We start from the raw sequence: 17,266 nt of genomic DNA, 5'->3' as shown, positions 1-17,266 counted from the left end.
TGCGGCGCAGTCACCGAAGGCGCTCTCAGGAGGTGGCTGCCGGGTGCGGATCGCCGAGATACGGGAATCGGTTCAGGATGTCGGTGTGCGGGCTCAGACCCGTGGGAGGCGCCTCGTTCTTGGTGAGGAACGCGACGCGGATGTCGATGACGTCTTCCGTGAACATCCGGCCATTGGGGTAAAGGGCAGGCTTGGCCGGGTCGAAGTGGAGCACGTCCGGCAGGATGCCCTCCTCGTCGAGTGCGGTGATCGACTCCTCACGCGAGTAGTCGCCGGTGTGGCCCAGCAGATGCACGAACTGGTCCGTCCACCTGGGCCGGTCATTGACCGGCTCGCTGGCGTTGTACTCCTCTTTGGTGTCGTCGGTGTTGAAGAAGCTGCTGACCGAGGGGTGGCCTGCCCGGTCCGCATGGACGAGTTCGCCGTCACGAAGGACGCTGCAGCGGCCCCAGACGCGCAGCTCGGGGTTGGGTGCCAGCTCCGAGGTCGGCAGCTCGATGGCCATGGAGAAGACGTTGGCCGTGGTGTTGGAGTCCACGCCGGTCCACGGTGACTTCCCGTCCAGATGCGGTGCCGTGAAATTCCGCTTGCCGCTGGTGTCGAACAGATTCGTGATGCCGTCGAAGTCGAAGAAGAAAGCGTCACTGCGGCTGCCTGCGGCCACCTTGTAGTCGCCGCTGCTGACCACGTTGGCACGGGGGCCGAAGGACACGTCGGCCTCCGACACGATCTTGGTGCCGATCGCCTCCGGCCTGCGGGACTCCGTGCCGGTCGCCATGAAGACGCTGTAGGTCTGTGCGCCGTCGGCCGCTGCCGGGCTGAAGACCCAGCTGAAGGCGACGTCGGTCAGGTAATCGCCGTCGTTGTCGATGTTCAGCCGGTACACGGCGTCGGGGTGAAGGGCATCGGCGTTGGGATTGGCGTTGAGGATGAGAACGGTCCTGCTCGAATCGCCGGGTGCCTGAAAGGCGTACAGGTCGCACAAGTCGAGCCGCTGGTCGCCGAGCGGCGCTCCCAGGCTGAGGCCGGTGAAGTGGTTGGACATGTCGGGCCCTTCGTCGATTGCTCCGTGAACGCCAGAGCGCACGAACGGCCACTCCGCACCTCACAAAGGCCCCTGCACCCTGGAAATTCAGACGCTAGCCCGCCACACCGGCCCGGCATCGGATAGAGAGGTTGCCGCTTTCAAACAACCCTCGAACAGCTCAGCCGCCCGTATTCACACAGTCTCGGCGCCCCGCGCGACCGGTCGGTGGACGAGTGGAGACTGACGGAGCTCGTCCCTGGCGGTATCTGCGCGAGGTCCCTGTGGGCCTCGTGATCCTCGAACTCGTCCAGGTCCAGGTCGAGTTCGCCCGGCATCGTCTCCGGTCCGAGTTCCGTGTGAGTTCCAGTCGCAGGCCGTCCCTTCCGCCGAGGGACAGAGCAGCCCGGTCGACCCGTGCGCGAGACGGCCGCGTCGGACGGGTGCGCAGAGCGGGGACATGGGGCGCACACCGGGCAGGCCGTGAACCCCCCGGCCCGTGCTCCACTGAGTGACCAAGTGCGTGACAACCGCCGCGGACAGCCGCGGACGCCCACGCACTCCAGCAGATTTGTCTTGCAGGTCAGAGCGTGACAATATCTCTGACGCAACAGCCCGCGCGGTTAGCTCAGCGGGAGAGCGCTTCCCTGACACGGAAGAGGTCACTGGTTCAATCCCAGTACCGCGCACAGTGAGAGTGCCCCGGCCGATGGCGGCCGGGGCATTTCTGTGTCTCACGCGACGGGCCGTGTGCCCGGATCAACCCCGCGCCGGGGCGGGGCTCATGACGAGAAGAGCATGTGGCCGAAGCCGCGCTTGTGCCCGTGACGGCCGTGATGCCCATGGTGGCCGTGGTGCGAGCCGCCCCAGGCGGGCGCGGCCGGGTATGCCTGCGGGGCGTGGCCCTGCTGACCGTACGGGGCGGCCGGAGGCGGGCCCGAGGGCTGCGACCACTGACCCTCAAGGCGTGTGAGCGCCTCGAGTTCGCCGTAGTCGAGGAAGATTCCCCGGCAGCCGCCGCACTGCTCGATCTGGACTCCGTTGCGATTGAACGTCTGCATCGGCGCACCGCACTTGGGACACTGCATGGTCAACTTCCTCTCCACGTCGGTGTGATCACCGCTCGGCTACTGCGAGTCAAGACTAAAGCCCGGGGCGCCGGGTTGTCCGGAGGCGGCCGCGGCGATGCGTTCGCAGGCCGCGGCACACGCCGCCTCGGCCTCGTCCAGTGGGCGCCGGGCGGCGTGCGCCTTGGCCACGGCGATCGCGGTCGTCTGAACGGTCAGGGCCCGCGCCGGGGCGTCGAGCCGGGGCCACGGGTCCATGGCCCCCGTGCCGGACTCGGCCTGGTAGGCGTGCAGGAAGGTGCTCCAGGACGCCGCGGGCAGCAGCCCGGTGGCGAACCAGGCGGCCGGCCTGGCGAGATCCCACGCCGGATCGCCGAGGCCGAGATCGTCGACGTCGATGAGCTGCCAGGGTCCGCCGTCGGCGGGGTGCCTGATCAACTGGCCGAGGTGGAAGTCGCCGTGGCAGAGCGTGCCGGCGGCTGACGGCTCCTGCGGCTTCTCGTCCCTGCACCAGGCGGGCAGCGTCGCCCAGGCACCCTCGGCGGCGACGGCTGCCGCGGTGAGTGCGGGAGCGGCGGTGCCCTCGCCGAGTGCCATCCGCATCCGCTCGACCGCGCGTGCCGCCTTCGCCGGGCCTCTCATCGGCGGCAGCGGGCCCGGGAGTTGTGCGGCCAGCGCGTCCGCGGGGACGGAGTGCAGGCGGGCCAGGAGCGTGCCCGCCGCCTCCCAGGGGGCGGAGTCGGGTGCGTCCGGATCGACGGGCTCGCCGCGGGGCCAGACGGTCGCGGGACGCTCCCCGTCCAGGAGCAGCGGACGTATCTCGCTGGTGGGTTCCGCCGGACTTCCGCCGGGACCGAGCGGCGCCAGCATGATGCCTGTGAGGCGGGGGTGCGCGACGACGCTCAAGCGCACGGTCAGTTCGCGGACCTCGGCTTCGGACGCCGGCGGGTGTGCCTTGGCGACGACGTCGCCCCATCCCACGACCGTTCCGTCGGGACGGTCGGCGAGCAGGGCCGCCGTGGTCTGGGCAGGGACGGCGGACCGGCCCCGCGACGCGGCCGCGTCCCGTGCGAGTTCATGCAGCCGCTCCGTGAGCGAGAGCGTCGTCGGCACTGTCCCCCCAGCGACGGAGGCGGTTCGGAATCGGGAAACGGAGCCGGGGTCCGTCGCTCGTACGGATGGCGGCGGCCGGCCCTTCGTCGGATCGTACGCGCGCACGCGCACACACAAACGTGAGGTCCGGGCAGCTCCCCAGCTGCCCGGACCTCAATGCCGTCCGCCGCACCCCCGTCCCCACGGGGCTGATGGCCGGGTTATCCCCGACTCGGGCCGCTCTCCCGAGCCTGGAGCACGAATCAGTGCCCCAGCATTCCGGCCACGGACGACGCCTGTGTGACCACCGCTTCCACCGCACCGAAGGCGATGGCCAGAACGATGGCCAGGGGCAGAACCATCGCGGCCGCCACCAGCGGGTGACGCCGGCCGCTCCCACGGGTGCCGATGTCGGCGATGGCCGCCAACCGTCCCCGCGCTCTGCGTGCCGCGCGCTCTGCCGTGTGCGCCATGGTCCGCTCCCGTCTCTCCCTGGGGCGGCGGGCGACTGACCTCGGGGGACGAGTGCTTCGCCCGCCGCTTGCAGAAAGATTAGGCGCGCGGGCACCTGCGAAGCGTCATGCCCGCGTATCGACTGCGGGGCCTCCCCCAGGATGACGGCGGGAGCCGCCGGATACTCCCCAGGGTGGAGGCGGACGCCCCCTGTCCTGGGGTCTTCCCGGAGGGGTACCCGCGCAGGGGGCGCAGCCGGGCCTGCTGGGCCGCGCCGGCCATGCTGCGGCGCAGGGCACGCGCCGGTGGGAGGGGTGCGGCACGGCCCTTGCGTCGGGGAGGGAACCCGGTCGTGTGAACAGGTGACATCGCTCACCACCCTGGCACTGGCTCCGACGCTGTCACGTCGTCAAGTCCCGCCTCCGGGCCTCCAGTACACGCGTCCGGGGAGGGCGGCCCGGACATTCAGACGTCTGCTCGCCGGGTGACTTCCGGGCCGTCAAGTCGCTTGCGAGGAGAGGACGTTGGGTGACGCAGTAGAGGCTCCGTCCGGACGGTGCACGCCAGTTGAGCCAGCCGGCAGGCGGGTTCCCTGCCCCGGCAACAGGTGGAGCGGCACGTGCGCGGCCTGTCGTCGCCGCGTGGCAGCAGTCCGTAAGCTGTGCCTCGTCAGACGGACGCGCTAGGAAACGACCAGGGGGTCCACCCGTACCGGTCGGGGTCTCCCCGCTGGGGCAGGCAGACCTCACCACCGCAGGCAGGGGAACACATGGCGATGATGCGGCTCCGACGCGAGGATCCGCGAGTCGTCGGCTCGTTCAGGCTTCACAGGCGGCTGGGGGCCGGCGGGATGGGCGTCGTCTACCTCGGCTCCGACCGCCGGGGGCAGCGGGTCGCACTGAAAGTGATCCGTCCGGATCTCGCCGAGGACAAGGAGTTCCGCTCGCGCTTCGCCCGCGAGGTGTCCGCCGCACGGCGGATCCGCGGAGGCTGCACCGCCCGTCTGGTGGCCGCCGATCTGGAAGCGGACAGGCCCTGGTTCGCCACGCAGTATGTGCCGGGTCCGTCGCTGCACGACAAGGTCACGGAGGCCGGTCCCCTCCCCGCGAGCCAAGTCGCCTCCATCGGGGCGTCGTTGGCGGAGGGGCTGGTCGCCGTGCACGAGGCGGGCGTCGTGCACCGGGACCTCAAGCCGTCGAACATCCTGCTCTCGCCCAAGGGCCCCCGCATCATCGACTTCGGCATCGCGTGGGCGACGGGAGCGAGCACGCTGACGCATGTCGGCACGGCCGTCGGCTCCCCCGGCTTCCTGGCGCCCGAACAGGTACGGGGCGCATTTGTGACCCCCGCGACCGACGTGTTCGCGCTGGGGGCCACGCTGGCGTACGCGGCGACCGCCGACTCCCCCTTCGGACAGGGCAGTTCCGAGGTGATGCTCTACCGAGTGGTGCACGAGGAGCCGCAGTTGGAGAGTGTGCACGCGGCGCTCGCTCCGCTCATCCACGCCTGCCTGGTGAAGTCACCGGAGGAGCGTCCCAGCCCGCTTCAGCTCTCCCTCCGGCTGAAGGAGATCGCGGCTCGTGAGGCGCGCGGCCTTTCGGAACAGACGGGCGGTGCGGCAGGTACGGACACGGCGGGCAGGGGTGGTGCCTCGACGGGCTCCCACGGCTCGTACGGCTCCGACCGGCCGGGCGGCAGGGGCACCGGCGGCAGCGGAGCGGGTTCCGACAGCGGGCAGGCCGGAGGCACGCGTGGCCCGGCCACCAGGGCCACCGGCGTCAATATGAACGCCAACAGGCCGAGCTCGTCCGCCGGTTCGGCCGGATCCGGTGCCCGAGGCGGAGTGGTGCCCCGGTCGAGGCCGCCGGGCGACCGCCCCCGACTGCGGCGGTCCGAGGAACGCGGACGGCAGCGTGCCGACGGCCCCCGCAAGGACCGGCATCGCGAGCACCATCGTGACCACGGCACCTCTGACGGCTCGTCCGGTGCCGAGGGTCATGTGGGATCGCCGCGCGCCTCGACGCCCCGCACCGGCGGGGGTTCCGCGGCGTCCAAGACCGGTAGCCGTCCCGCTCCTCGGGCCTCCACGCGCGCGGGCGGCAACTCCGGTGCCGGGCGCACCGGTCAGGTCCGGCGGCCGGGCACGGAAGGCCGCGACCACGGACCAGGCCAGGCGCGGCGCGTGGTCGACCGGAGGCTGCTGCGACAGCGGCTGATCGTGTTCGTGACGGTGACCCTGCTCGTGGCTCTCGGGATCGCTGCGGCGCAGGGCTGCCAGGGGCCGGCGCGCGGCCTCGGCAAACAGCAGGGGCCCGAGCGTCCGGCGTCGGTCGCCCCCGCACACGAGGTTCAGGGCTCTGACGGGGTGCGGCCGGCACGCGAACTGCCCTAGGGCCTGTCCGGCGGATCTTTGAGGACCAGCCCGCGGCGCCTGGTGCGTGCGATCGCAAGGCGGAGGATCATCCTCGTACTGGGCGTACTCGGATGACTCCGACAACGCAGCGAGCGTGCGTGCCAGGCGTCGCGGGCCCGAGAGGATCCGCCGGACAGGTCCTAGTCCGTACCGCAGTCGGCGGCCAGCAGCGATCCGCCGCTCTGTTTCTGTTCCGCCAGGACCGCCGGCTGCCCGTCGGGCTCGCCCCTCCGTCCGGCCGGTTCAGGTCCTCGTCATGGCGTAGAAGGCCACGGCCGCGGCCGCACCGACGTTGAGCGAATCCACACCGTGCGCCATCGGGATGCGGACGCGTTCGTCGGCGGCCCGCATCGCCCGCTGGGACAGCCCGTCCCCCTCCGCTCCCAGCAGCAGCGCCACCCGCGGCAGCCGGTGCGCGCCGACATCGTCGAGCGGGATCGCCTCGGCCTCGGGCGTGAGCGCCAGCAGCCGGAACCCGGCCTCGCGGACGGAGGCGAGGCCGTGCGGCCAAGCACCGAGCCGTGCGTACGGGACGGAGAAGACGGCGCCCATCGACACCTTCACGGAGCGCCGGTAGAGCGGGTCGGCGCAGGACGGCGAGAGCATCACACCGTCCATGCCGAGCGCCGCGGCACTGCGGAATATCGCGCCGATGTTGGTGTGGTCGTTCACTGCCTCCATGATCACCACGCGCCGCGCCGACGCCAGCAGCGTCTCGGGCGCGGGCAGCGGTGTGCGTCCCATGGAGGCGAGCGCGCCTCGGTGGACGTGGTATCCGGTGACCTGCTCGGCAAGTTCGGGACTCACGACGTACGCGGGTGCCCGCACCTCGTCCATGACGTCCCGCATGACGGGGACCCACTTCTCGGAGAGAAGCATCGAGCGCATCGGGTAACCGGCCTCCGCGGCACGGCGGATGACCTTCGCTCCCTCTGCGATGAACAGGCCCTCCGCGGGCTCGCGCCTCCTGCGGAGCTCGACGTCGGTGAGTCCGGTGAAGTCGGTCAGCCTGGGGTCGTCCGGATCGTCGACAGGGATGATTTCAGCCACGGTCGGCCCCGGTTCAGCTTCCGGTCCCTGAATCCACGCCGGGTGGGGAAGCTGTTCCGCCGTCGCTGCCGGTGGCGTCGTCGTCCGTTCCTGCTCCCGGTGGGTTCCCGGCCGCCGCCGCGCGCGAGACGGCGGCACCGACCGAGACGACGTCCCCGACGACGATGACCGCCGGCGGGCGCACCTGCTCCGCGGAGGCGCGCGCCGCGACGGTCGCCAGTGTGGCGTCCACGCGGCGCTCGGTCGCGGTCGTCCCCTCCTGGACGACGGCGACAGGCGTGTCCGAGTCCCTGCCGTGCTGCATCAGGGTCTCGGCGATGGCGCCGATCCGCTCCACGGCCATCATCAGGACGAGCGTGCCGCGCAGCCTCGCCAGCGCGGGCCAGTCGACGAGCGACCGAGGGTCGTCGGGGGCGACATGACCGCTGACCACCGTGAACTCGTGCGCGACACCGCGATGCGTGACCGGGATGCCGACGGAGGCCGGGACGCTCACCGCGCTGGTGATTCCGGGCACGACGGTGACGGGGACACCTGCCGCCGCGAGCTGTTCCGCCTCCTCCATGCCGCGGCCGAAGACGAACGGGTCGCCGCCCTTGAGACGTACGACGGATCTGCCTGCCTTGGCGTGTTCGATGAGGGCGTCGTTGATGGCCTCCTGCGCCATCGCGCGCCCGTAGGGGATCTTCGCGGCGTCGATCACCTCGACGTGCGGGGGCAGTTCGGCCAGCAGGTCGCGCGGCCCGAGCCTGTCCGCGACGACCACGTCGGCCTCCGCGAGCAGCCGGCGGCCACGCACCGTGATCAGCTCCGGGTCGCCGGGGCCGCCGCCGACGAGGGCCACTCCCCCGGTGCGGCCGCGATGCCGGGGCGCGCCGAGAGTGCCGGTGTGCAGTCCCTCGACGACGGCGTCGCGTACGGCCGCCGAGCGGCGCGGGTCGCGTCCGGTCAAGACGGCGACGGTGACACCCTCGCTCTGCCCCGTGGCCGGGGTCCACGCGGTCGCTGCCGAGGCGTCGTCGCTGCGCACGCACCACACCCGGCGCGATTCCGCTTCGGCGGAGGCGGCGGAGTTGGTCGCCGGGTCGTCGGTGGCGATCAGCACGTACCAGGCACCGTCCAGGTCGCCGTCGGTGTACGAGCGGCGCTGCCAGGTCAGTTCACCCGCGTCGGCCATTGCTTCGACGGACGGGGTCGCGGAGGGGGAGATCAGCACCACGTCCGCGCCCGCGGCCAGCAGTGCGGGCAGCCGCCGCTGGGCGACGCTTCCGCCGCCGACGACCACGACCCGGCGCCCTGCGAGGCGGAGTCCCACGGGATAGGCGGGGTGGTCGGTCCGGGCATCGGGCTGATGACCGGTCCCGGTGACGGACTCGGACTCGGGCATGCGGGTGCGGCTCCTTGCTTGCGGGGCGGGCCGCTACGGCGCTGGAGCGGCAGATGAGGTGCGTCGGGGCGTCCCGTACGGACTCGCGTACAGCCTATGGCTCGCGGCGTGCGGCCGCTGTTCCGCGGATCACTGCGGGACGATCACCACCGGGGGCACGGGCGCCGACGTCGCCGCGGGCCCGCGCAGCCGGGCCCCGCGCAGCCATGCGTGCACACGGATGCCCGCCGGCACCACGTACATGCGGTTCCGCGTGTGCGTGGTGCCGGGGTACTGCGCGGTCAGACCTTTCCCGTCACTCCGGCGGAGTCGAACGTCGCGACCTCGTGCATGGCACGCGCCGCGCTCTGCACCATGGGCAGCGACAGCAGCGCACCTGTGCCCTCACCGAGGCGCAGATCCAGGTCGACCAGCGGGCGCAGCCCGAGTTTGGTGAGCGCCGCGACGTGCCCGGGTTCGGAACTGCGGTGCCCCGCGATGCACGCGGCCAGCGCCTCCGGGGCCACGCAGCGCGCGACGAGGGCGGCGGCGCCCGCGCTGACCCCGTCGAGAATCACGGGCGTACGCAGGGAGGCACCGCCGAGGATGAGGCCGACCAGCGCCGCGTGTTCGAGGCCGCCGACAGCGGCCAGCATCCCCAGCGGATCCTCGGGGTCGGGCTGGTGGACCTCGAGCGCGCGGCGTACGACCTCGACCTTGCGGGCGTGCGTCTCGTCGTTGATGCCCGTGCCGCGTCCGGTGACCTCGGAGGGATCGGTGCCGGTGCAGGCGGAGATGAGGACGGCGGACGCGGTCGTGTTGGCGATGCCCATCTCGCCAGTGAGCAGTGCTTTGTTGCCGGCGGCGACCAGGTCGCGCGCGGTCTCGATGCCCACCTCGACGGCCCGCAGCGCCTCCTCACGGGTCATCGCCGGGCCCTGCGTCATGTCGGCCGTGCCGGCACGGACCTTGCGGGGCAACAGCCCTGGTGTGGACGGGAGTTCACTCGCGACACCCACGTCGACGACACAGACCTCGGCCCCGACCTGGTTGGCGAAGGCATTGCAGACGGCGCCGCCACCGAGGAAGTTGGCGACCATCTGGCCCGTCACCTCCTGCGGCCATGGGGTGACGCCCTGGGCGTGCACACCGTGGTCGCCCGCGAAGATGGCGACGGCGGCAGGCTCCGGCAGCGGCGGCGGGCACTTGCGGGAGAGCCCGCACAGCTGCGCGGAGATGATCTCCAGCATGCCCAGCGCACCGGCCGGCTTGGTCATCCGCTTCTGCCGCTCCCAGGCCTCGCCGAGCGCCTTGGCGTCCAGCGGGCGGATGGCGGCGACGGTGTCGGAGAGCAGGTCCTGAGGCTCGGCACCGGGCAGCACACGGCGCCCGTACGACTCCTCGTGCACCACCCACGACAGCGGACGGCGCTTGGACCAGCCCGCCTGCGCCAGCTCCGGCTCCGGTGGGAACTCATCGACGTAGCCGACGCACAGGTAGGCCACGACCTCCAGGTGCTCGGGCAGCTCCAGTGCGCGGACCATTTCGCGCTCGTCGAAGAAGCTGACCCAGCCGACACCGAGCCCCTCGGCGCGGGCCGCCAGCCACAGGTTCTCCACGGCGAGCGCCGAGGAGTAAGGCGCCATCTGCGGCTGGGTGTGGCGGCCGAGCGTGTGCCGGCCACCGCGGGTCGGGTCGGCTGTGACGACGATGTTGACCGGGGTGTCGAGGATCGCCTCGATCTTCAGTTCCTTGAATTGCTTGGCGCGGCCCTTCGGCAGGGACTCGGCGTACGCGTCGCGCTGGCGCTCGGCCAGCTCGTGCATGGCACGCCGGGTCTCCTCGGAGCGGATGACGACGAAGTCCCATGGCTGGGAGTGTCCGACGCTGGGCGCGGTGTGGGCCGCCTCGAGCACACGGAGCAGAACTTCGTGCGGGATGGGGTCGGGGCGGAAGCCGTTGCGGATGTCGCGGCGCTCGCGCATCAGACGGTGAACGGCTTCGCGCTCCTCGTCGGCGTAGCCGGGGGCCGGGGAGCCGGCCGGTTCAGGAGCGCCGGCCGGGGCCTCGGTCTCCTGCGCGGGCTCCGGCTGCGTCCCGGACTCAGCAGCGGTCTCCGTGCCTGCCTCAGCCTCGGTCTCCTGGCCGGGCTTTGCTTCGGCCTCCTGGTCGGACCCGGGGGCGGATGCCTGGACGTCCGTCACGGGGGACGGCTCCGGTGTGTCCACGGCTCCTCCTGGGGTCGCGCCGCCGGCGGGGGCGGCTGCGGCCGCCTGCGGGCCGTCTTCCCTTGCGTCCGCGGCGGGTTGGGGCACTGTAGCGGAGTCCGCGCTCCCGTCCTCCTTCGCCGCCGTGGCGGCCTCGGTCTCGGGAGCCGGCTCCGGCTCCGGGGCAGGAGCGGGAACAGGCACGGCCTGGGCGTCCTGCGCTGCGGCGGGCTCCGGCCCAGACTCCGCTTCCGCTTCCGGCTGTCCGCTGTGCTGCCCCTGTCTCGGGACGGCGGCACCGGCCTCCGGCTGCTCCGGCGGCGGGCCGGCTGCCGGGACGCCCTCGCCGGTGCCGGCGGCCTCCTGGCCCTGGTCTCCCTGGTGATCCTGCTGGCCCTGCCCCGCCGGTGAATCCGCGTGACGGGCCTGCTGGGCGGGGATACCCGGGACCGCACCCGCCGGCTCACCGGTGGCGGATCCGTCCTGCACCGCGTCCTGGATCGGCAGGGCTTCAGCTTTGGCGGGCTCCCCCGTGTGCTGAGCGGGGATCTTCGCACCGTCCACGGCCGGGTCGGCCGCCTGCGTGTCCGGCGCACTCTCTGGGGCGGGCGCGACAGCGCCGTCGCCCTCGACAGCAGTGGCTGTGCCCTGCTGCAAGGGCTCGATGGCCTCCACCGCCGTCGAACCCGGCGACGAGACCCAGGTGTTGCCGGTGCCCGTGGACTCGTTGCTGCTCTCGCTCTTGGCACGGCGGTGCTTCCGCTTCCGGCCGCCGCCGGACCGTGACGCCGGCGCCTGTCCCTCGGGTGCTGCGGCTGCGGAGCCCCCATCCGGGCCGGACGCCGCGGAACCCTCCGGCTGCGGCTCGGTGCCGTCGGGAACGGCGGCCGGCGCCTCGGGAACGACGGAGGGCGCGTCGGCGACAGGAGTCTGCGCCTCGGGAACAGGGGTCTGAGCCTCGGGAACAGCGGGCGGCATCTGGGGAATCGCGGGCTCAGTGGACGGAGTGGACTCAGCGGGCGCTGCGGACTGTTCAGGGAGCGCGACCGGCTGAGGGGCGTTCTCCCGAGCGACGGCGGCCGGTTGGTGACCCGCCGTCGCCACGTCGTCCTGCCCCTGAGCGGGCGCCTCCCCGGAACCGAGCTGCTGCCCCGGTGGGACCGCCCACATCTCGTTCTCCGGTGGGAGCGCCCCGAGTTGGGGACCTGGCAGCGAGTCGGCATTGGCCTCGGTGAAGTCCAGGTACTCGAGACCGCCGGACGTCGCACTCGCGTCCTGGGGCGCCGCGGTGTCGTACTGAGGCGCGAACTCGCCCTGCTGCGGGGCCGGTTCGGCCTGCGGCTGAGGCGGAGCCTGCACCGGCTGCGGCTGCGGCTCCGGCTCCGGCTGTGCCAGCGCCTCCGGCTGCGGCTGTGCCTGCGGTTCCGGCTGCGGTTGCGGCGAAGCTTCCGCGGAGGCCCCCTTCTGCGACGCACCGCCGGCCCGGCCGCCGAGTCCACGGTCCGAGAGCGGACGTACCGCTCCGGACTGTTCAGGCACGGGCGGGCCGAGGTGGAGCGGCCGGCGGGGCGGAGTCTGGGCGCGCCGGGTGCCCTTGGCGGGGGTCTCCTGGCCTTCGGGGTTCGCGGCACGTACGGCGCCGCAGTCAATGGCCCCGGAGTCACGTCCGTCCGTCTCATGCGGCCCCGGCACGTGGGCGGGCTGCTCCTGCGCCGGCACGAACTGCTCCTGCGGCATGGGCTGTTGCTGTTGCACCTGCCCGCCGTACGGGTCCATCTCCCCATAGGCGTTCTGCTGAGCGTACGGATCGTGCTGCGCGTACGGATCGTGAGGGGCGTACGGATCGTGAGGGGCGTACGGGTCATGCTGAGCGTAAGGGCCCTGCCCGCCGTACACGTCCTGCGGGACGGCCACCTGCGGATGGGCCTGGGCCGCCGCGACCGCATGGGGATCGTTCCACGCACCGTGCGATCCCGGCAGGAGCAACTCCGGGTCCATGGAGGCGACTCCGGGACCCTGCGCGTCACCGAGGGCGTCGCCATGGGCCGCGTAGGGGTAACCGTTCACCGCAAACTCCGGCTGCTGGCCGTCCGGCTGCCCGCCTGAATTCTCCGGCTGCCCCTCACCCGGGATCTGGCCGGTGTCAGTCATGCGTACCCCTCGCCCCATCGGTAGTGCTTCTTCCAGCCCTGCGAACAGCCGCGGGCCCCGCAGATGAAGAACGAGCGTGCACACGGTGCGGCACGTTTCTCCAGCCACGCGCCATCCGGACATTGACGGACGAACCGTCAACACCGCATGGCGGCACATCGATCGGTCAGCCTACCCGGGGCGGAGCCGACCTCCGTCCACGGAGGGGTGAGAAACAGCACTTCGTCGTGCTTCGTCACGCACTGGCCACAGAGATTCAGATCCGGACACCGGAAAGCAGGAAAACGACAGCTCGTTCACTTTCCACCCACTGCGCGGTGTCCAGTTCCACGGACTGGAGCAAGGCGCACTCCACGGTGTAACCACCATCCTTGAGCGCTCTTCCGATCGCCTCGGCCTCGTCCCGCGTCGCGGCGTGGGTGACGATGCGTCCCGGTCGCCTGTCGACGACAGCCGTCACGGTGGGGACGCCTCCGCCGCCCACACGCACCACGTCCGGTTCCGGCAGATCCTCGAGGACCTGAGGTGCCGTGCCGTGCACGGTGTCCACCTGCACGCCGAAACGCCGGGCCGCGGCGGCGACACCGACGCACGCGTCCAGGTCCCGGTCGACGGCGATGACGGCGGCGCCGAAGCGGGCCGCCTCGATGGCGAGGGCTCCTCTTCCCGTGCCGATGTCCCACACGAGGTCCCCGATGCGCGGGCCCAGACGGGCGAGCTGCCCGGCGCGGAGTTGCTGCGACTCGCTCTCACGCGGGGGCGCCGCCGGGCCGCGTTCGCCTCCGGCGGTCTCGCCGTCCGCGTAGTGCGACACCGGGAGTGCCCAGCCGCGCACGGCGGGCGGGTAGTCCGGGCCGTGGGCGGCGAGCCATGCGCCGCCGTGGCCGCCTTGTGCGGCTCCGGGGCCCGGGCCGGTACCGGTCGCGGATCCTGCCGGACCGTGATGCGGTGCCGGACCCGTCGAACCGCCCGCCACGATCACGACGTTCGGGTCCCGCCAGGAATGGTCGGCGACCTTGTCGGAGGTGAGGACTGTGACTTCCTCATGCGATGTGCCCAGCGCCTCGCAGATGACGAACGTGCGGTGCACCGGACCGAGCAACAGCGCCAGTTCGGCGGGGCCGGCGCCCGGCGACGTGAGCACGCCGACCTTGGTGTGGGCGCGGCAGACGTTCACCGCGTGGCGCAGCGTACGGGAGTTGGCGACCACCAACTGTGCGTCGTCCCAGGGCATCCCGGCACGGGCGAAGGCAGCGGCCATCGACGAGACCGCTGGGACCACCTCGACCTCGAGGCCGTGCTCGGGCGAGCGCAACGTCCGTACGACGCCGAAAAAGCCCGGGTCGCCGTCCGCGAACACGACAGCGGTGCCGCGGTGGCGGGCGATGCGCTCCGCCGCGAGCGACACGCTGCCGAGCCTGACCTGCTCGGCGCGGGACGGAACTTCGGGCAGCTGCAGATGGTGTGCGGCTCCGGCGACGAGCGTGGCGGCACCCAGGGCTGAGCGGGCGGCGCTTGACAAGGGCGAACCGTCCCACCCGATCACGGTGACGCGGTCGGCCATCGGTCCGTCTCTCCTGGGCTCGTCGCAGGTCGGGCTCATCGAGCGTACCTCTGCGGCGGCCGGACCCTCAGGCCGGGTACCGACGGTTCCGGATATGCAGGTGTACGACGGGATTTGCCCCTGCGGGGGCCGCGCCCCTGAGCCGGGACCTAACGGGGCGAGTGCAACCAGTCCGGGTACGGTGCGTAGCCGCCCGCGTCGGCGAGCTGTTCCGGGAGTCCGTCGAGGTCTTCGGGCAGCAGGCTCCACACGAGCAGGTCGGTGCGGATCTCCGCCCAGCCGCCGTCCTCGGTGCGGGTGCGCGCTATCCAGGCGTTGCGCAGCACGCCCTCGCTGATGCAGCCGAGCTTCTGCGCGACCTGCTGCGCGGCGGTGTTGTCCGCCGCCGTGCGCAGCTCCATCCGCTCGAACTTGCGGTCATGGAAGAGCCATTGGGCCAGCGCCATCACCGATTCGGAGGCGTATCCCTCGCCCCGCGCCCAAGGCGCGGTGACGTAGCTGACCTCGGTCGCGAGGATGCGCCAGTCGGTGTGGTCGAGTCGGAGGAGTCCGACGAGGCGCTGAGTGAGGAACTCGACGACGGCGAAGACGATGCCGTCACCGTCCATGCGCACGGCCCGGGCCTGCCGCAGGATGAACTTGCGTGCGTCGGCCTCCCGATAGGGCACCGGCACGGTCGTCCAGGCGGCAACGAGCTCGTCGCGCATCATCTCCGTGAGCGAGTGCACGTCCGCTTCCTCGAACGGGCGCAGCACGAGGCGGTCCGTGCTGATCGTGACGTCCGGAAAGATCGAAGTCATGTGCCGCTCCATACGGATCGAGGGGGCTGGGGGTGTCGCTCCCCAGAAGACCACCGCGGGGTCTGCCGGCCGCTGTGAGAGGACCGCCGGCAGGGGGTCCTGGGTGCACCAGACGATTGCCGCAGTGCACAGCATGCAGCATCGGACGGTGTGTGCGCAGTGTCAGAGAGCCCTTCGCAGGCGAGACGCGGCGCGGCATACCGACTTGTCGATACAGGCACCTGCATCGGCTTCCCCGGACGCTTCCGGCGGGGGTGCCCGGCATCCGCCCGGAGCACGGGAGGATCGCGCCTTGCCGTGCTCCTCGACGCGTTGCCTCAGGTGGGGCGAGTTGAGCGGCAATGCGAGTTTCCGCCCACAGGGGTCGGTCCCGCGTTCCGTGCTTGACGGCGGCGCACCTCCGACCCGGAGTCCGTCGCCGGACGTGGGACGCGCCGGGGCCGAGACGCCGATGAATCCCGCGGACGCAGCCGTGAGCCGAATCGGTTACTCCCCGCGTTCGTGCGCAGTCAGGTCGGAGAGTCTGGCCGGGTGCCCGATCAGCCGGGACCCCGTCCGGGGCATGGACGGCCAGCCCTCATGGCGGGCCCGCCGTCCGGCCGCGTGCGACTGTCCCTGCCCCGGCGGGCAGCCGGTGCGTACGCCGTCCGGACCCCCTCCTAGACTTCGCACCGTGTTCACGCCGCTCACCGTTGCCCTCGCCGTGACCGCGCTCGCCCTGACCGTCTGGTGCGGCTGGGCGGCCTACCGTGACCAGCCCACGAAGGACTGGCACTTCATCGGCATGGCGGTGGTCTCGCTACTCGCGCTCGTGCAGCTCGTCGTCGGCATCGTGCGGCTCGCCGGCGGAGACGACGCCGCCGAGGGCACGCTCATCTTCGTGTCGTATCTGGTCGCCGTCGCCGCCTGCGTCCCGGTGGTGGGCCTCATCTCGCTGACGGAGCGGACCAGGTGGGGTTCGCTCACCGTCGCGGCCGGGGCACTGGTGCTGGCGGTGCTCCAGGCACGGCTGCACGAGATCTGGGGAGGCGGACGTGGCGCCTGACACATCACCGCGGGAGTCGCCCGAGTCCCGGGACGCCCGGAGACCGCAGAACCCCAAGGGCCCCGCCGACGCCGGTTCACCGGAGCCGGCGGCGCGGCGGGCCCCCATTGGCAAGGGACCCGGCACGCTGCTCGTCACGCTCTACGGCATCTTCACCGTCGGCGCGGCCTCCCGTTCGATCGTCCAGCTGACGACCCGGTTCGACGAGGCGCCGCTGGCCTATCTCCTGTCGGCCGTGGCTGCCCTCGTCTACGCCTTCATCACCTTCTCCCTCGTACGGGGCGGCGAAAGGGCACGCAAGGCGGCGTTCGGCTGCTGCTGCGTCGAACTGCTGGGCGTACTGGCGGTGGGCACCTGGACGCTTGTGGAGCCGTCCGCCTTCCCCGACGCGACCGTGTGGTCGGACTACGGCATGGGCTATCTCTTCATCCCGGTGATCCTGCCGGTGACGGGGCTGCTGTGGCTGCGCCGTTCCCGCGCCGGTGCAGCCTGAGGCACCGTCAGGCGCTCGCCACGGCAGCGGCGGAGCCGCCCGCGGCGCCTGAGACGTCCTTCGTCATCGACGTCAGCTTCACCTTCCGGTCCCACTCGGGGGTGCCGGACGTGGTGTAGCCGGACTTGCGGTACAACCGCAGATTCCGTTCGCTGCGGTTTCCTGTGACGAGGTGGTAGCGCTTGGCGTCGCGCTCCGCCGCGAGCCGGTCCTCGATGGCGGCGAGGAGCCGCCCGCCGAGACCGTGCCGCTGAAGGCGCGGGTGGACGCAGAGCCTGTCGATGCGAGCGGTGCCGTCGGAGTCGACCGCGCCCCGTACGGAGCCGACCACCTCGTCACCGAGGCGGGCCACCATCATGCAGCCGGCGGCCATTTCGGCGCGCAGCCCCTCGAGGGTCTGGGTGAGGGGAGCGATGGCGTAGTCGCCGTAGGCCTCCGCCTCGCTCTGGAAGCACAGGTACTGGAGCTTGAGGATGTGTTCGGCGTCGCCGTCGGCCGCCGCGGAGATCGTCACGCTCATACCCATGTCCGCCTGCCTCCC

The 17,266-nt window shown here is 72.0% G+C and carries 13 protein-coding genes and 1 tRNA gene; 4 read left to right on the top strand and 10 right to left on the bottom strand.

Annotated features, from left to right (window positions below; genetic code table 11):
- Positions 1 to 25: 25 nt before the first annotated feature.
- On the bottom strand, positions 26 to 1,045 hold the full coding sequence (locus I004_RS0113040) for a DUF4331 family protein (RefSeq protein WP_028435864.1): 1,020 nt from the start codon (positions 1,043 to 1,045) through the stop codon (positions 26 to 28).
- A gap of 596 nt (positions 1,046 to 1,641) precedes the next feature.
- Here I004_RS0113040 and I004_RS0113030 point away from each other — a divergent pair.
- Positions 1,642 to 1,713 (top strand) — tRNA-Val (locus I004_RS0113030).
- Positions 1,714 to 1,806: 93 nt separating this feature from the next.
- Here the strand turns inward: I004_RS0113030 and I004_RS0113025 are convergent.
- From I004_RS0113025 to I004_RS0113015, 3 genes are all read right to left on the bottom strand, one after another.
- Positions 1,807 to 2,112, bottom strand: a complete 306-nt coding sequence (locus I004_RS0113025; RefSeq protein ID WP_078511128.1) for a TFIIB-type zinc ribbon-containing protein — start codon at positions 2,110 to 2,112, stop codon at positions 1,807 to 1,809.
- Positions 2,113 to 2,151: 39 nt separating this feature from the next.
- Entirely contained in the window at positions 2,152 to 3,204 is a 1,053-nt protein-coding gene (locus I004_RS0113020; protein ID WP_028435862.1) for an aminoglycoside phosphotransferase family protein, read from the bottom strand.
- Between the two features lie 242 nt (positions 3,205 to 3,446).
- The gene (locus I004_RS0113015; RefSeq protein ID WP_028435861.1) at positions 3,447 to 3,656 is read right to left on the bottom strand and encodes a hypothetical protein; all 210 of its coding nucleotides are present in this window, start codon (positions 3,654 to 3,656) and stop codon (positions 3,447 to 3,449) included.
- Positions 3,657 to 4,405: 749 nt separating this feature from the next.
- On the opposite strand from I004_RS0113015, the gene I004_RS40300 reads away from it, so the two are divergent.
- Positions 4,406 to 6,028, top strand: coding sequence for a serine/threonine protein kinase (locus I004_RS40300; RefSeq protein ID WP_078511126.1), 1,623 nt, complete (start codon positions 4,406 to 4,408; stop codon positions 6,026 to 6,028).
- Between the two features lie 264 nt (positions 6,029 to 6,292).
- On the opposite strand, the gene I004_RS0113005 is transcribed toward I004_RS40300, so the two are convergent.
- The 5 genes from I004_RS0113005 to I004_RS0112980 all read right to left on the bottom strand — a co-directional run bounded on the left by I004_RS0113005 (position 6,293) and on the right by I004_RS0112980 (position 15,187).
- Positions 6,293 to 7,099, bottom strand: a complete 807-nt coding sequence (locus tag I004_RS0113005) for a TrmH family RNA methyltransferase (protein ID WP_028435860.1) — start codon at positions 7,097 to 7,099, stop codon at positions 6,293 to 6,295.
- Between the two features lie 13 nt (positions 7,100 to 7,112).
- A complete protein-coding gene (cobA, locus tag I004_RS33710; RefSeq protein WP_078511124.1) occupies positions 7,113 to 8,486 on the bottom strand; it encodes a uroporphyrinogen-III C-methyltransferase in 1,374 nt (457 codons plus the stop codon).
- A 281-nt stretch (positions 8,487 to 8,767) separates the two neighbouring features.
- Positions 8,768 to 12,823, bottom strand: coding sequence for a nicotinate-nucleotide--dimethylbenzimidazole phosphoribosyltransferase (cobT, locus tag I004_RS0112990; protein ID WP_028435859.1), 4,056 nt, complete (start codon positions 12,821 to 12,823; stop codon positions 8,768 to 8,770).
- 256 nt (positions 12,824 to 13,079) lie between these two features.
- A complete protein-coding gene (gene cbiE, locus I004_RS0112985; RefSeq protein ID WP_028435858.1) occupies positions 13,080 to 14,387 on the bottom strand; it encodes a precorrin-6y C5,15-methyltransferase (decarboxylating) subunit CbiE in 1,308 nt (435 codons plus the stop codon).
- Between the two features lie 149 nt (positions 14,388 to 14,536).
- Entirely contained in the window at positions 14,537 to 15,187 is a 651-nt protein-coding gene (locus I004_RS0112980) for a GNAT family N-acetyltransferase (RefSeq protein ID WP_028435857.1), read from the bottom strand.
- A 673-nt stretch (positions 15,188 to 15,860) separates the two neighbouring features.
- On the opposite strand from I004_RS0112980, the gene I004_RS0112975 reads away from it, so the two are divergent.
- Positions 15,861 to 16,232: a hypothetical protein gene (locus I004_RS0112975; protein ID WP_028435856.1), complete on the top strand. Its 372-nt coding sequence runs from the start codon at positions 15,861 to 15,863 to the stop codon at positions 16,230 to 16,232.
- Between the two features lie 106 nt (positions 16,233 to 16,338).
- Complete coding sequence (locus I004_RS33705) at positions 16,339 to 16,725, top strand: hypothetical protein (RefSeq protein ID WP_197354998.1); 387 nt, start codon at positions 16,339 to 16,341, stop codon at positions 16,723 to 16,725.
- Between the two features lie 7 nt (positions 16,726 to 16,732).
- Here the strand turns inward: I004_RS33705 and I004_RS0112965 are convergent, their stop codons facing one another.
- Positions 16,733 to 17,251, bottom strand: a complete 519-nt coding sequence (locus I004_RS0112965) for a GNAT family N-acetyltransferase (RefSeq protein WP_028435855.1) — start codon at positions 17,249 to 17,251, stop codon at positions 16,733 to 16,735.
- Between the last annotated feature and the right edge of the window lie 15 nt (positions 17,252 to 17,266).

Source organism: Streptomyces sp. TAA486 (assembly GCF_000426165.1).
This window is presented reverse-complemented; position numbering and strand designations above follow the sequence as displayed.

What these genes read in the sequence shown, in the direction of transcription:
- I004_RS0113040 (WP_028435864.1), bottom strand. Translation starts at nt 1,045, where the DNA reads ATGTCCAACCACTTCACCGGCCTCAGCCTGGGAGCGCCGCTCGGCGAC.
- I004_RS0113025 (WP_078511128.1), bottom strand. Translation starts at nt 2,112, where the DNA reads ATGCAGTGTCCCAAGTGCGGTGCGCCGATGCAGACGTTCAATCGCAAC.
- I004_RS0113015 (WP_028435861.1), bottom strand. Translation starts at nt 3,656, where the DNA reads ATGGCGCACACGGCAGAGCGCGCGGCACGCAGAGCGCGGGGACGGTTG.
- I004_RS40300 (WP_078511126.1), top strand. Translation starts at nt 4,406, where the DNA reads ATGGCGATGATGCGGCTCCGACGCGAGGATCCGCGAGTCGTCGGCTCG.
- cobA (WP_078511124.1), bottom strand. Translation starts at nt 8,486, where the DNA reads ATGCCCGAGTCCGAGTCCGTCACCGGGACCGGTCATCAGCCCGATGCC.
- cobT (WP_028435859.1), bottom strand. Translation starts at nt 12,823, where the DNA reads ATGACTGACACCGGCCAGATCCCGGGTGAGGGGCAGCCGGAGAATTCA.
- cbiE (WP_028435858.1), bottom strand. Translation starts at nt 14,387, where the DNA reads ATGGCCGACCGCGTCACCGTGATCGGGTGGGACGGTTCGCCCTTGTCA.
- I004_RS0112980 (WP_028435857.1), bottom strand. Translation starts at nt 15,187, where the DNA reads ATGACTTCGATCTTTCCGGACGTCACGATCAGCACGGACCGCCTCGTG.
- I004_RS0112965 (WP_028435855.1), bottom strand. Translation starts at nt 17,251, where the DNA reads ATGGGTATGAGCGTGACGATCTCCGCGGCGGCCGACGGCGACGCCGAA.